Source organism: Filimonas zeae, from assembly GCF_014641615.1.
Lineage (GTDB): Bacteria > Bacteroidota > Bacteroidia > Chitinophagales > Chitinophagaceae > Filimonas > Filimonas zeae.
In genome coordinates this window covers 539,042-553,036 of the sequence record NZ_BMIB01000002.1, presented here as the reverse complement: position 1 = coordinate 553,036, position 13,995 = coordinate 539,042, and the positions used below count along the sequence as shown (strand labels likewise).

The following is a 13,995-nucleotide window of genomic DNA, read 5'->3' as shown; positions in this document are numbered from 1 at the left end:
ACAAAAAAATTATGCCGTGCTGCCATTGCCGCATAAGCGGCCGTTCCGTTAACTTTAATCAGCTTTTACATAACAAGGCCATAACATGAAAAACGCACGGGTATTATTTATACTGCTATGCGCAGGCACTTCTGTACTACATGCGCAATACACACCTGCTTTTCAACGCCGGGAAATTTCCATAGGACCGGAATATGCGATTCCTGTGGCAGCATTCAGAAAAGGTGCGGGTGTATTTGATGCACCCGGCACCAGGTTTCATTACGGTATTGGCGGCTCGGCTAAGTACCTGTACCGTATTAAGCCTGCTTATGGCGTATCGTTACAGGCAGGCGCAATACGATATCATTCCTCCGGACCGGTGCAGACTGTTTCGGGCGGCACTTTCAGCTTTACTGCTATACCGGTTAAGCTGGGTGCTGATATCCGGTATAAAAACCTTTTTGCAGAACCGCAGCTGGGGTTTACGTGGTTTTCTGATAACCATACCATGTACCAGAGCAGATCTACTACCTATGGTATAGGCGTTGGTACTTATGTTATTCCCCATGTAACACTTTCCGGAAATTACGAGCGGTGGAACAGAGGCGGATTTGCGGCCAGCCACTGGGGCCTTCGGCTGGCTTATACGCTTTATCCGTCAACGCCCGCTATGGCAGACAGCGGCAAACCGAAAACCATTGCTACCCCGCATATTCCCTGGTGGTATGATACCGAAAGTACTTACTGGAAAAAGCACCGGACTTTTAAAACCCTGGGCTGGGTATCGGTAGGTGTGGGGGTGCCAATTACACTGGCAGGGCTGGTTACTGCTATTGCCGCTATTGAAAACTCCCGTATACGCACTGGTACCTACGAATGGATGATAGCTTCGGGCGCTGCGGTTACGGTTTCGGCCGTTCCTTTTTTTCTGTTATCGCATCATTATAAGAAGAAGGCCAGGGTGGCGCCGTAGTAACTGCCAGGGTTACTTTAAAAAATAAATACACATGAATTTGTTTTTTAAATAGGAATATTAATATACTTTTGCCTTCATGAAACAACAACAAACATATTTTAGTCCCTTTAGCTGGTATCAAAGTGGTATCAGGTGGGCTATTGTATGACGTTAGTGATAATGTTTCGCAGAACCCGCCTGGTTATTGACCTGGCGGGTTTTTTGTTTTTACACGGGTTTATTTCCAATGGTAGAATGTTGGTCTCCAAAACCGAAGGTGCGGGTTCGGATCCTGCAGCCCGTGCACTATTTCTATGTCCGTAGGGAAGGAAATATAGTTTATAGAATGTATGATATGTGTCTGTAGCAAACATGGTGTATGCGCCGGTCTGAAAAACCGGAGATGTGGGATCGTTACCCAACTGACACACTCAATGCCCTTTCGTATAACGGTAATACGTCAGATTTTGGTTCTGGATATACAGGTTCGATTCCTGTAGGGGCAACCAGTTTTTAGGGGGTATATTCTGTAAGAGGAAGCAGGCCTGACTGTAAATCAGGTGCCGCAAGGCTCAGCAGGTTCGAGTCCTGTAACCCCCACAAAAGGAGAGTAGGCAAATGTTGGTTTGTTGCGGCATCCTGCTAAGATGTTCCGTGTAAAAGCGGCGATGGTTCGATTCCATTGCTCTCCGCTATTGTTTATTGAATTTGATATGTGTCTGTAGCAAACATGGTGTATGCGCCGGTCTGAAAAACCGGAGATGTGGGATCGTTACCCAACTGACACACTCAATGCCCTTTCGTATAACGGTAATACGTCAGATTTTGGTTCTGGATATACAGGTTCGATTCCTGTAGGGGCAACCAGTTTTTTAGGGGGTATATTCTGTAAGAGGAAGCAGGCCTGACTGTAAATCAGGTGCCGTAAGGCTCAGCAGGTTCGGGTCCTGTAACCCCCACAAAAGGAGAGTAGGCAAATGTTGGTTTGTTGCGGCATCCTGCTAAGATGTTCCGTGTAAAAGCGGCGATGGTTCGATTCCATTGCTCTCCGCAATAGTTGTTAACGCAGTTTAGCATAACGGTACTTAATGCTTTGAGCCTTTTCTGTAAAGAGCACCGCAATAGCTGTTTTCTCAAATCCGTTTGCAATGGTTAAAGCGGTTTCGCCTGCTTTGTTAATGAGGGCCGTGTTTGCGCCTGCCTGCATTAACAGCGAAGCCATTCTTACATCTCCTCTTGAAGTAGCTTCCATCAGAGCTGTGTTATCCAGTGCGTTTTTGGCATCTATCTTAGCTCCGTTTGCCAACAGTAACTTTGCAGCTGCATAGCTTCCGCTTTTGCTTTTTTGCTTTTTTTTGTTCATTATTGAAAAAAAACAAGAAATTGGTTAGGCTACTTGTATCAGTATAATTAATGAATGCTAATATTTTCAGATTGAACAGCGTTATTGCCTTGCTGGCACTTTTGGTAACGGTATTGCTGGCCGCAGGTTGTGCATCCCGCAAAAGCGTTTCTTATGGGGATATGGCAGAAATTGCCTGGAATGAGGATACTGTAAATACCTGTCAGCTTGTGATGTTTAAAACCGGTGCATTTACGTATGTTATTCCAACGGGTGTAGGGAATAGGCACAGGATGTACTATACTGGTAAGGTGTACAGCGCTTCTCACAAGGATACCATTTACCTGTGCTATAAGCACAATAAGGTGCCTCCGGGGTTTACCAGTTATCTCATAAGGGATGTTTCAGGTAGTTATCTGATTCAGAAATACACTAGTAAGGAAGAGCGATTGTTTTTACGCAAGGTGAACATATCAATGCCAGGCAGATAATAATTATCCAAACTCCTCAATCATTCTGGTAAGGGTTGCAACCGAACCGGGCCGGGCAATCACGGCATTCACCCCCAACATCAGCGCCTCTCTTTTAACATCATTGGTAAGGAGAGAAGAATAAAATATAATAGGGGCATTACTTTCAGGATAAGTTTTCCGGAACGACTTTAAAAAATCAATGCCATTAAGCCCCGGCATGTGATAGTCCAGCAAAATAAGATCGGGATTGTGTAAGTTGCAGGCTTTCAATGCATCTGCTACCCGTGTAACCTGTATGCATTCAAAGTAGGTTTGCGTACGGCACAGTGCCAGTAATACAAAGGTTTTGGTGTCCATATCATCATCCACCAGTAGCAACCGTTTCTTTTTTCCGGATAGTGTGTTATTCATAGAATGAATACTAACGGCAATAATGGGTAAAAGTTGCTGGTTGGGAACTGCCTGCCACAGTAAATGACCCCGTTTTCGGTAGTTCATGGGTGTATAGCGGTCAGCCCCGGGCAGGGAATAGTATTTGTATCGCCCGAAGGAGAAACATCAAATAAATCAATATGCTGGCAATGAATTACCGCGGTCCTTACCGCATACGTGCAGATTATAATATGCCTTACCCGGAAATATTGCACCCCAGAGATGCTATTATACGGGTTACCCGATCGTGTATCTGTGGCTCTGATCTTCATCTGTATCATGGCCTGGTGCCTGATACCAGAGTAGGTACCACCTTTGGGCATGAGTTTACCGGTATTGTAGAAGAGGTGGGGCCCGATGTGCACAACCTGAAAAAGGGCGATCATGTACTGGTACCTTTTAATATAGCCTGTGGCGGATGCCCCTTTTGCAAACAGGAGCTTTTTGGCAACTGCCACGAATCTAACCCCGAAGCCACTGCTGTAGGTGGTATTTTCGGCTACTCGCACACTGCAGGTGGGTATGACGGCGGGCAGGCGGAATATGTACGGGTACCTTATGCAGATATAGGGCCTGTGGTAATACCGGCTGATATGGACGCGGACGATGCGGTGCTGTTAACAGACGTTGTACCCACCGGTTACCAGGCTGCTGAAATGGCCGGTATTAAAAAAGGCGATACCGTGGTGGTATTTGGTGCAGGACCTATTGGTATTATGGCTGCGCGGTGTGCGTGGTTGTTTGGTGCAGGCCGGGTAATTGTGATAGATCATATAGAGTACCGGCTGGAGTTTGCGCGGCATTATGCGCCTTGTGAAGCATACAACTTCCGCTCGCTGGAAGATCCGGTATTGTTTATTAAAAAAACGACAGGTTATTTTGGTGCCGATGTTTGTATTGATGCAGTGGGCTGCGAAGCAGCCGGCAGTGCCATGCAAACCATTACCGGTCGTAAACTGATGTTACAGGCAGGATCGGCCACCGCGCTGCACTGGGCTATTAACTCCGTTAAAAAGGGAGGGATTGTTTCTATAGTAGGTGTGTACGGCCCCACTGGTAACCTGATACCTATTGGTAACGTAGTAAACAAAGGCATTACCATACGCGCCAACCAGGCATCTGTTAAACGGTTGCTGCCCAGATTAATTGAACATGTACAGGCTGGCCGCATTAACCCCAGAGAACTTGTTTCGCATAAAGTGCCGCTGGAAGAAGTGTCAGATGCCTATCACATTTTTTCTTCCAAACTGGATAATTGCATTAAAACCATTCTGGTTCCTCCTTCTGCACGATAAAAAATAATCATATGGAAAACATGTCTGAAGAATATGCACATATTAACGGATGGGGCGTAGATGCCGATCCGGAAAATGAACCAACTTATCCCATGAAAAAATACACCGGGGATGACCACCGGAGGTTAAATTATGAAAGGCCGCAACTGCAGCCGGAAACAGTGGAAGTACTGCATTCTAACGAGCGCCCGGGTGTAAGCGCCGTATTTGGTACTTCCGTACCGCCATCGGGTTTAAGCGGTATTGTACGGCGTTACTCCTTCAAATACAGTGAGGGCAGTTTTGGGCACTGGATACCCTTGTTGCTGGCTGACCGTATAAATGTAGTAGAAGGCATTATAGACGATTTTAAGAGAGGGCACATACCCAATATACTGGCCGAAAAAGGCTGGAAAGCCGAATGGAAGTATAACAGAAGCGGAGCTGTGAAAAAAATACTGGTGGCAGCGGCTGTTACAACTGCGCTGGTGTTATGGCTATCCCGTAAAAAGAAGAAAAGCCTGATATAAGAAAACAAATGCCTGCCTGCGGGCAGGCAATTTGTGTTTGGGATCAACAGACCCTTTGGGAAGGTTGTGTTACCAACGATATATAAAGCGGGGCTTTGTTGCCCGGCAGTTAACGCAGTTTAGCGTAGCGGTCTTTTGTATGCTGATCCTGATTGTTGAACAGACTTGCCACCGCGGTTTTTTCAAAGCCCTCTGCAATAGTAACAGCAGTTTCACCTGCCCTGTTTACAATGCTCATGTTGGCACCAGCCTGTAACAGCATTTCCGCCATTCTTTCATCGCCTCTTAAAGTGGCTTCCATAAGGGCAGTGTTACCCAGTTCGTTTCTGGCATCTACTTTGGCCCCGTGTGCTAACAATAATGTTGCTGCTGCATAGCTGTGGTTTCTGGCTGCTTCCATAAGCAGCGTATTGCCATAGAAGCTGGTGGTGTTGGCTTTTAAACCATAATGTAAACAGGTGGCCAGTGTAGTAGAGTCGTTCAGTTTTACAGCATCAAATACACCTAAAGTTTTTTGACTAAAACCGGAAACGCTTACTGCGATAGTGAACAGAGTGGCTAATAATGTAGTTTTCATATTATTTTATTTGTTGAACCGGAGGTGATTTTTATTGTGTAACCCCGCTGTTTATTTTGTTCAGATTTAATTACAATGCATAGGTACAACGTTTGTGATTTGTTACATACAGGGGCAAACGCACAAAGCCCCTCGCAGGGCTTTGTTGCATAAGTAACTTTTGTGATAAGTAATGTGTAACGATACTGAAATGTAATGGCTTATAAAGCCGGTGTTTACCCACTTAAATAAAGCTGATAGCCCGTTAAAATACGATCAAAGAAAAGCTAAACGCTTTTAGTGAAGCCATAGGGTGCTTATTTACTGTGCGTTTATCTTCAGGTTTATCTGAAATGCTTTAGAGGTAAGGTTTCCTTTTTTAGCAATTAACGTAATAGGATAGATGCCCGCAGTAGTAAAAGTAACCAGCGGATGCATTTCGGTAGTGGCAGCGGGGCCATTGGGGCCAAAGGTCCATTGCCAGGTATCTGCGTTGGTAGATAAGTTTACCAGTTGTACCTGCTGACCCACCACATAGGGGATAGGCTGGTAATTAACTGCAAAGCGTGCTACAGGATCGGTATTGGTTGCTACGGTTATCACCTGTTCATATGTAGCAGAACGTTCTGTGCCATTGAGGGCCACAAGGGTAATGGTGTGGTCGCCTGCCTGATTAAAGAGGATAGGAGTGGGCGTGGTTTCCGTATTTAATACGCCATCTACCCGCCACTCATAACGGTCTGCATTTACCGATTCGTTTTTAACAATAATAGTAGCAGGTGCCATAGAGCGTTGGTCTTTAAACAACCAGGAAAAATGCGCAGCTGGTTTGTTGTCTGCTGTAATCAGCAGTGTTCTTTTTATCAGACTGCTTTTGTTGCCACGTTTGGCAGTAAGAATAATATCATAGCTGCCGGCTGTAGTAAAAGTTACTTTATCTGGTGTGTGTTTAACAGAGGTTTGCCCGTTACTGAAGTTCCAGTGGTAGGTTTCGCCATACAGGGTTTTGTTGGTGAAAGTAATTTCAGCTGGCACCTTCTGGCTGCCTGTCCATTCAAAATGAGCAACGGGTTCGGTTTCGTCTATAGTAATAGTAGTACTGCTATGGTTTTTTTTACAGGATGCGCAGAGAATGAGCGCCAGAGATAAAAATAAGTTATGGGTTATTTTTTTCATAAAACTAAATTAGGAATGATTGTAAAGCCAGTACGTATGTGGGAAGGTGGACGTGCGTGAAATAGGGATGAATGGCTGAAATAAAGGATAGGGGGCGGATTGCATGTATTATAAATTACCTACATTTGAAAAGCCCTTTACCAACTAACCGGGCACTTAGTTATTCCATATGAAACCAATGAATCTGTTAGTAATTGCTTTCGCTTTTACGTTGCTTAGTACATCCTGTAACCGGAAGGAAACAACATCCGCCCCACTTCCCGATCCGTATCTTGAATTGTGGCATGGAGAAGATACTTTATACACTCCTGAAAATAACATGCAGGTGGCCAGCGTAACTGTGAGCGATAATAAAGTATTAACCGCCAGTGTTACCGGTGGCAAGGCATTTTTAAAAACGGTTGAGGCGGGAGGTGTGGATGTGGAGTTTACAGGTATTGATGGCCGTAAGGAAAAACTGAGGGTTTGGGTACGTGTTCCGTTTTATATGTGGAGAAGCCTGGTAAACCATGCTACCTACAAACCTCAGGTAAAAGTAAAGATAGCAGACGCAGCACTGTCTGCCGCTGTAACCAAAGAACTGACTGAAAAACTGGCTAAGCCTTATTACATAAACTTTAGAAACGAAGACAGCGCCTGGTATTTTAACATACCGGAAACGCAGCGTTTTACAGCCTGGTATTCCTATAAGGATTTGAGGTTTATATTGAAGGTAAATGGTGAAACCAATGAGTACAAAGTTCTTACGCATAAAGACCGTAAGATACTGGGGCTGGAGCAGGACCTTACTACCCGTTATCAGGCACTGCATCCGGGTAAGGGTGTGGAGTTGGTGGTAACCGTAGAATATGTGCAGGATCAACTGCCTCCGGGTTAATCAGTTATACCGTATTCAAATAAAAGCCACCTCAGCAACATAGCGGGGTGGCTTTTTTATACTCCCATATACTTCATCACGTATTCTCTGCTTATGCTCAGGTGAATAACATACCGCTCATCCTAAAAAATCATCGTCTTTTTATTTTCTAACAAATCCTCTTTTATCTTTGCGGCGCAACCTGATAAACATTAAATAAGTTATTTATAAATCGATATAAACCATGAAAAAGTCTTTATTGTTAGTAGCAGCTTTTGCCTGCACAGGCCTTTTTTCCTTTGCGCAAACCACTTCTTCTAAAAGCCAGCCATTAAGCTTTGGATTGAAGGCAGGTGTAAACCTGGCTACCATTACAGGAAATAACGGAGCAGGTGATGGTAAAAGCAGTCTGGTAGGTCTTAATGGTGGCGCATTTGCAACCTTTCATGTAAGCGAATCATTCGGCATTCAGCCAGAACTTACCTGGTCTACTTTAGGTGTAAAGTATAAAGGCACTTTCCTGGGTAGCAACTTTACCAGTAAGCAATTATTAAACTATCTTACTTTGCCGGTTCTGGCTAAATATACTTTCGCCGGCTCTGGTTTCAGTTTATATGCAGGCCCTCAGATTGGTTACCTGTTAAGTGCAAAGCTGAAAACAAGCAATGAAGATGGCAGCGGTTCCATAAGCAATAAAGACGCGTTCAAAAGCACCGATTTTGGCGCTGTAGCAGGGGTGGAGTTTGAAATTCCCAATACGCCATTGAATGTTTCCGGCAGATACCAGTTTGGCTTAACCAAAATTGGCGACAACACCGGTGCGGGTGACAATAAAAACGCTGCAGCTACCTTTACGGTAGGTTACCGCTTATTTTAATCTGCAAAGAAATTTCTATGATTCAGGGAGCTGTTCCGCATTAAACGGGGCAGCTCCTTTTTTTAAGTTAGGGGTAAACCAGGGATAAGTTCTATTATTCCCGTGGACTTGTTACTTTTGAACCAATTCACAATCACTGGTTCTGGAACATCTGTTACCCGATAATGAGCTACTGCTGCTGAGAGAAATTGCTGATGGTAATCAGGAGGCATTCCGGCAGTTATTTCACCGCTACCGGCATAAAGTGTATGCAGTGGCGCTGGATACAACGGGTTCTCCGGTGATGGCAGAGGATGTTTTGCAGGATATTTTTCTGAAAATATGGCTGCACAGGGCCCGGCTGAACCAAATTACCCACTTTAAAGCCTATTTGTTTACGGCTACCCGTAACCACATCATCAACCTGCTGAAAAAAGAGCAGCGGCAAAGCAATGCTTTACCGGAGCAGTTGGAACTGGCTGCCGGAGCAAGTGAATATGATGGTGAAATATACCTGATGGAAAAGGAATACGGGGCGCTGTTGCAGCAGGCCATCAGCCGTTTACCACAGCGGCAGGCCGAGGCTTACCGGCTGATACGCTTAGCGGGCCTGAAGCGGGAAGTGGCTGCGCAACAAATGGGCGTATCGGAAGATACCACTAAATCTCACCTTACCCAGGCGCTGCGGAATATCCGCGCTTTTTGCATGGCGCATCTGGACTGCATTATTTTTTTACTGCTGGCTCACCCTTTTGTTTAACACAGCTGTCTCCGGGTGAGACGATTCTTGTACTATCAACTAAACAAAGAAAATATGGAAAGGCCCAGGGCGGAATATCTTTTTCAGAAATGGGTGCAGCAACAATGTACAGCGGCTGAAAAGGCAGAGCTGCTTGCTTTGCTGGAAACAGATGAGACCGGTATACAGCAATTGCTGGACGAGTATATAGAAAAACGGGAAGAAAAGCCTTTACTGTCTGATGAAGCGGCAGAAGGCATTTTAACCGCTGTTTTTCAGGCAGAAGACCAGGGGGATAAAGTGGTGCCTATGCCTGTGGCAGCGCGTAAAACAGGCAGATGGCTGTGGTGGTCTGCCGCGGTGATGATACCGGCAGCCGTGGTTGGCTGGTTGCTGTGGAACAAACCCGCAGCAGAACCGGAAAAAACAACCGCCCAAACCCAGGTACAGCCGGGCAGCGATAAAGCAGTGCTGGTGCTGGAATCGGGCGAAGAAATAGCGCTGGAAGGGGGTAAGGAACAAAAAGGCGATGTGCCGGAGGGGCAGGGTTTTGTAATAATGGAGCAGGGCGTATTGAAATACAGGAATATACCTGCAGCGGTGCCGGATGGCATGCATACCCTGCGCACGCCGCGTGGCGGGAAGTTTCAGTTGCTGCTGCCGGATGGTACGCATGTATGGCTGAATGCGGCCAGCACACTGCGCTTTCCTACCGCCTTTACCGGCAGGGAGCGCCGGGTAGAGCTGAACGGTGAGGCTTATTTTGATGTAGCGGCCAATGCAGGCAGTGCTTTTTATGTAAAAGCCGATAGTATGCAGGTAAACGTGCTGGGAACCGGTTTTAATGTAATGGCCTACCCGGAAGAAGGGCCGGCAAAAACCACGCTGGTACAGGGTAGCCTGCAGGTGAAGCAAGGCCATAGCGCGGTGGTACTGAAACCGGGGCAGCAGGCAGAACCGAAGGCAGATGGAAAACTGCAGGTAAAAGATGCAGACCTGGAAGTAGCACTGGCCTGGAAGGAAGACAAATTCCGGTTCAGAGATGCAGATATAAAAACCATTATGCGGCAGGTGGCCAGATGGTATAACATACAGGTAAGCTATGAGGGAGATGTGCGGGGCAGACGTTTATCGGGTATGGTAATGCGCAGCAGTGGTATAAAGGACATGCTGGATGTGCTGGAAGAAGCAGGCAATGTGCATTTTTTGCTGGAGGATGATAAGGTAACCGTGCTGGAAGGAAAGAACAGATAATGGCTTATTTATTCATCATACTTAAAACAACGGACAACCCTTTTATGGAAAAATGACTTACGGTGAAATGAGCTTATAAAAAAGCCGGAAATGGTTGCGACCCATCGCCGGCGGTATTTCAGGCTCATTGCTTTAGACTTTGCAACATCTATATGTAATTAACCCAAAACTATTCGAAAGTTATGCACTTGATCGAACATGGCAAAGTGTTGTCTGCACTTTGTCGCTCAAAACTATTGTTGATAATGAAACTGACTGCGGGTTTAATACTGCTGATGTGTTTACAGGTGAGCGCCAGAACGTACTCACAAAAGATTTCTCTTTCGGCCCGGGAGCTTACGCTGGATAAGGTTTTGCATATAATAGAAAAGCAAAGCGGCTATGGTATTGTATATCCGGAAGAGCTGATGCGTAAATCGAAAACAGTATCGCTGGAGGTGCGGGATAAGCCGCTGGAAGAAGTGCTGAAAGCCTGTCTGGAACCGAATGGCCTTACCTGGGTACTGAAGAATAATACTATTATCATCCGCGAAAAAGCAATGCCGGCAGTAGCACAGCAACTGCAGCAGCAGGCTTTACTAATGGAAGCGGCTGCAGAAGAGCAGGAGATAAGCGGTGTGGTAACAGACGGGACGGGAGCGCCGCTGGCCGGAGCTTCGGTACAGCTGAAAGGGAAAAACATAGGCGCTGTTACCAATGATAAGGGCGCTTTTGAACTGAAGAAAGTACCTGCGGGTAGTTATACACTGGAGTTTGCATTAATTGGCTACGCCGCTTTTGAACAGAAAGTGGTAGTAGGCAAATCGCCGCTGGTGGTGAATGTAACCCTGAAGGTATCGGTAAACCAGCTGGATGAAACCGTAATTATAGCCTATGGCTCTACTACCAAACGTTTAAATACGGGTGCCGTAAGTTCTATTGGTACCGATGCCATAGCCAAACAAACCGTAACCAACCCGTTAACCGCTATGCAGGGCCGTATTGCCGGTGTGCAGATTACGCAGGACAATGGCTTAAGCGGTGGTGGTATACGTATGCAGATACGCGGACAGGGAACAGCAGCGGCTGGTTTTATTCCGCTGTACGTAATTGACGGCGTGCCGTTTACACTGTTTAATGGGGCTGCACCGCCCAGTGATGGACTGAATGCCTTTGGCATCAGCGGTGCCAGCGGCAGTATAAGTCCGTTCAGTGTTATTAACCCCGATGATATTGAGCGTATTGATGTGCTGAAAGATGCAGATGCTACGGCCATCTGGGGTTCTAAAGGTGCCAATGGTGTGGTGCTGATTACCACTAAAAAGGGTTCTAAAAGCAAAACCACCTATAATGTCAACTTTTATCAGGGTGTGGGTAAAGTAAACCGTTATATACCCATGATGGATACAAAGGAATATCTGGCTATGCGCCGGGAGGCCTTTGCCAATGCCGGTGTTACACCTACTACCACCAACGCAAAAGACCTGCTGGTATGGGATACTACGGCGTATACCGACTGGCAGAAATGGGCCATTGGCGGCACGGCGAATATATCGCACGCCTCTGTGGGTGTTTCCGGTGGTAACGCGCAGAATACCTTCCTGATCAATTCCTCTTACCACCGTGAGGGTACTGTGTTTCCGGGAAGCTATCATACCAACACTTTTTCTACCCGTGCTACTGTAGGCCATACCAGTGTGGATACTAAGTTCAATATTCGTTTAACGGCCAGCTATACCTATTCCGGTAACAACCTGCCAATAACGGATATCAGTACGCTGTATAACCTGGCACCTAACCTGCCCATATACAACAAAGACGGATCGTTAAACTGGGACCAGACCAACCCCACCGCGTACCTGATGCGTACGTATACCGGCAGAACTGATAACCTGATTACCGGGTTAGATATGAGTTACCGTATACTGCCGCAGTTGCAGGTGCGTGCCAACCTGGGTTATACCAACACGCGCTTACGGCAAACCAATGCTACGCCTGCCCGTTCGGTAAACTCTACGGCAACGGCTTCCAATACACTTACTTATGGCGATAACAGCAACGATAACTATATAGTAGAACCGCAGATAGAATATTCACCCAGAGTGGGTGAGGGCAAACTGCAGTTGCTGGCAGGTACCACTTTTCAGCAAACCCAGGCAACAGGTATTTCCTTAAACGGTGTGGGTTTTCCCAGCGAGGCGGTAATGAATGCTATTGGTAGTGCAGCGGCTGTTACGGTAACCTATAACAACTACTCGCAGGTAAAGTACAATGGCGTATTTGGCCGGGCTAATTACAACCTGCATAGTAAATATCTGATGGATATTACTTTCCGCAGAGATGGTTCTTCCCGTTTTGGACCGGGCAACCGCTTTGGTACTTTTGGCGCTGCCGGTGCAGCATGGGTGTTTTCGAAAGAAAACTTTATGAAGTCTGTTAACTTCATCAGCTTTGGTAAGCTCCGCGCCAGTTATGGTATTACCGGTAATGATCAGATACCTAACTACACGTATCTGGGATATTATACAGCGGCAAGTTCAACCTACAGTTATATGGGTAACAATGCGCTGGTACCCAGCAATTTTGCCAATCCGGGTTTAAAATGGGAAACCAATAAGAAGCTGGATATAGGGCTGGAATTAGGTTTCCTGAACGATAAGCTGATGGTGAAGGCAGACTATTACAGAAACCGTTCTTCCAATCAGCTGGTATCTGTTCCTTTGCCGGAGCAGGCAGGCAGCAACTCTTACTCCGGTAACCTGCCTGCATTGGTGCAGAACAAGGGTTTTGAGTTTGAAGTGAACGCTACACCAGTGATGACCAGAGACCTGAAATGGGATCTGGCATTGAACCTGGCATTTAACCAGAATAAGTTACTGGAGTTCCCAGGGCTGGAATATTCTCTTTACAATCTTTCTTATGTGATTGGTTATCCTATTACGGTTGCACAACTGTATCAATACACCGGACCGGATGCTACTACAGGTAACCCCACTTTCCTTGACAGAACAGGAGAAGGAACTATTAACCAGTACGACCGGTTACCTGCAAAACAGGGTACGCCTTACTTTGGTGGTTTATCCTCTACACTCAGCTGGAAAAACTTTACACTGGATGTGGCTTTTCAATTCAACCACCGTTATGGGTTCCTCAACAGTAACCTGGCTAATAACTTCAGTCCTTTCGGTTCGGCTACTACCAATCAGACGGAGCAGGTGCTGAACAGATGGCAGGCAGGCAAACCGGTAGATGCAGATGCAGTACCCAGGGCCAGTGCAGGTTCGGCAGGATCGTTATACAATTATTTCGGTAACTCCACTGCCAACTGGGGCGACGCTTCTTTCATTAAGTTTAAAACACTGAGCCTTACTTATAACCTGCCCAAGCAACTGGTAAAACCAGCAGGCTTTACCAATGCAGCTGTGTTTGTAAGAGGGCAGAACCTGTTTGTATGGGCAAAGCAGAAGTATACCTACGATCCGGAAACAACGGTACCGGGTACCGGCTTTGCGCTGGGCACCGGAACCTATATTGCTTTTCCACAGTTGCGTGTGCTGACTGCAGGTGTTAATCTTTCATTTTAAAAGAACA

13 protein-coding genes and 5 tRNA genes are annotated in these 13,995 nt (G+C 46.2%); 14 read left to right on the top strand and 4 right to left on the bottom strand.

Annotated features, from left to right (window positions below):
• Window positions 1–85: 85 nt before the first annotated feature.
• The 6 genes from IEY13_RS09140 to IEY13_RS09115 all read left to right on the top strand — a co-directional run bounded on the left by IEY13_RS09140 (window position 86) and on the right by IEY13_RS09115 (window position 1,896).
• Complete coding sequence (locus tag IEY13_RS09140; protein ID WP_188951670.1) at window positions 86–955, top strand: hypothetical protein; 870 nt, start codon at window positions 86–88, stop codon at window positions 953–955.
• Window positions 956–1,169: 214 nt separating this feature from the next.
• Window positions 1,170–1,241, top strand: a tRNA-Trp gene (locus IEY13_RS09135).
• 131 nt (window positions 1,242–1,372) lie between these two features.
• A tRNA-Gln gene (locus IEY13_RS09130) sits at window positions 1,373–1,446 on the top strand.
• Between the two features lie 7 nt (window positions 1,447–1,453).
• A tRNA-Tyr gene (locus IEY13_RS09125) sits at window positions 1,454–1,537 on the top strand.
• Window positions 1,538–1,730: 193 nt separating this feature from the next.
• A tRNA-Gln gene (locus IEY13_RS09120) sits at window positions 1,731–1,804 on the top strand.
• 8 nt (window positions 1,805–1,812) lie between these two features.
• Window positions 1,813–1,896 (top strand) — tRNA-Tyr (locus IEY13_RS09115).
• Between the two features lie 101 nt (window positions 1,897–1,997).
• Here the strand turns inward: IEY13_RS09115 and IEY13_RS09110 are convergent.
• The gene (locus tag IEY13_RS09110) at window positions 1,998–2,300 is read right to left on the bottom strand and encodes an ankyrin repeat domain-containing protein (protein WP_188951669.1); all 303 of its coding nucleotides are present in this window, start codon (window positions 2,298–2,300) and stop codon (window positions 1,998–2,000) included.
• A gap of 50 nt (window positions 2,301–2,350) precedes the next feature.
• Between IEY13_RS09110 and IEY13_RS09105 the strand changes: the two genes are divergently transcribed.
• Complete coding sequence (locus IEY13_RS09105; RefSeq protein ID WP_188951668.1) at window positions 2,351–2,770, top strand: hypothetical protein; 420 nt, start codon at window positions 2,351–2,353, stop codon at window positions 2,768–2,770.
• 3 nt (window positions 2,771–2,773) lie between these two features.
• On the opposite strand, the gene IEY13_RS09100 is transcribed toward IEY13_RS09105, so the two are convergent.
• Window positions 2,774–3,163 carry a response regulator gene (locus IEY13_RS09100; RefSeq protein WP_188951667.1) on the bottom strand — a complete coding sequence of 130 codons (390 nt, stop codon included), beginning with the start codon at window positions 3,161–3,163 and terminating at the stop codon, window positions 2,774–2,776.
• Between the two features lie 161 nt (window positions 3,164–3,324).
• Between IEY13_RS09100 and IEY13_RS09095 the strand changes: the two genes are divergently transcribed.
• The gene (locus IEY13_RS09095) at window positions 3,325–4,479 is read left to right on the top strand and encodes a zinc-dependent alcohol dehydrogenase (RefSeq protein WP_188951666.1); all 1,155 of its coding nucleotides are present in this window, start codon (window positions 3,325–3,327) and stop codon (window positions 4,477–4,479) included.
• Between the two features lie 11 nt (window positions 4,480–4,490).
• Window positions 4,491–4,988: a hypothetical protein gene (locus tag IEY13_RS09090; RefSeq protein WP_188951665.1), complete on the top strand. Its 498-nt coding sequence runs from the start codon at window positions 4,491–4,493 to the stop codon at window positions 4,986–4,988.
• A 109-nt stretch (window positions 4,989–5,097) separates the two neighbouring features.
• Here IEY13_RS09090 and IEY13_RS09085 read toward each other — a convergent pair whose 3' ends face one another.
• Both IEY13_RS09085 and IEY13_RS09080 read right to left on the bottom strand, forming a co-directional pair.
• Window positions 5,098–5,565: an ankyrin repeat domain-containing protein gene (locus tag IEY13_RS09085; protein ID WP_188951664.1), complete on the bottom strand. Its 468-nt coding sequence runs from the start codon at window positions 5,563–5,565 to the stop codon at window positions 5,098–5,100.
• A gap of 300 nt (window positions 5,566–5,865) precedes the next feature.
• Complete coding sequence (locus IEY13_RS09080) at window positions 5,866–6,720, bottom strand: PKD domain-containing protein (protein WP_188951663.1); 855 nt, start codon at window positions 6,718–6,720, stop codon at window positions 5,866–5,868.
• 178 nt (window positions 6,721–6,898) lie between these two features.
• Between IEY13_RS09080 and IEY13_RS09075 the strand changes: the two genes are divergently transcribed.
• From IEY13_RS09075 to IEY13_RS09055, 5 genes are all read left to right on the top strand, one after another.
• Complete coding sequence (locus IEY13_RS09075) at window positions 6,899–7,597, top strand: hypothetical protein (RefSeq protein WP_188951662.1); 699 nt, start codon at window positions 6,899–6,901, stop codon at window positions 7,595–7,597.
• Window positions 7,598–7,820: 223 nt separating this feature from the next.
• The gene (locus tag IEY13_RS09070; RefSeq protein WP_188951661.1) at window positions 7,821–8,453 is read left to right on the top strand and encodes a porin family protein; all 633 of its coding nucleotides are present in this window, start codon (window positions 7,821–7,823) and stop codon (window positions 8,451–8,453) included.
• A gap of 136 nt (window positions 8,454–8,589) precedes the next feature.
• Window positions 8,590–9,192, top strand: a complete 603-nt coding sequence (locus IEY13_RS09065) for an RNA polymerase sigma factor (RefSeq protein WP_308421161.1) — start codon at window positions 8,590–8,592, stop codon at window positions 9,190–9,192.
• A gap of 54 nt (window positions 9,193–9,246) precedes the next feature.
• The gene (locus IEY13_RS09060; protein WP_188951659.1) at window positions 9,247–10,425 is read left to right on the top strand and encodes a FecR family protein; all 1,179 of its coding nucleotides are present in this window, start codon (window positions 9,247–9,249) and stop codon (window positions 10,423–10,425) included.
• Between the two features lie 245 nt (window positions 10,426–10,670).
• The gene (locus IEY13_RS09055) at window positions 10,671–13,988 is read left to right on the top strand and encodes a SusC/RagA family TonB-linked outer membrane protein (protein ID WP_188951658.1); all 3,318 of its coding nucleotides are present in this window, start codon (window positions 10,671–10,673) and stop codon (window positions 13,986–13,988) included.
• The last annotated feature ends 7 nt before the right edge of the window (window positions 13,989–13,995 follow it).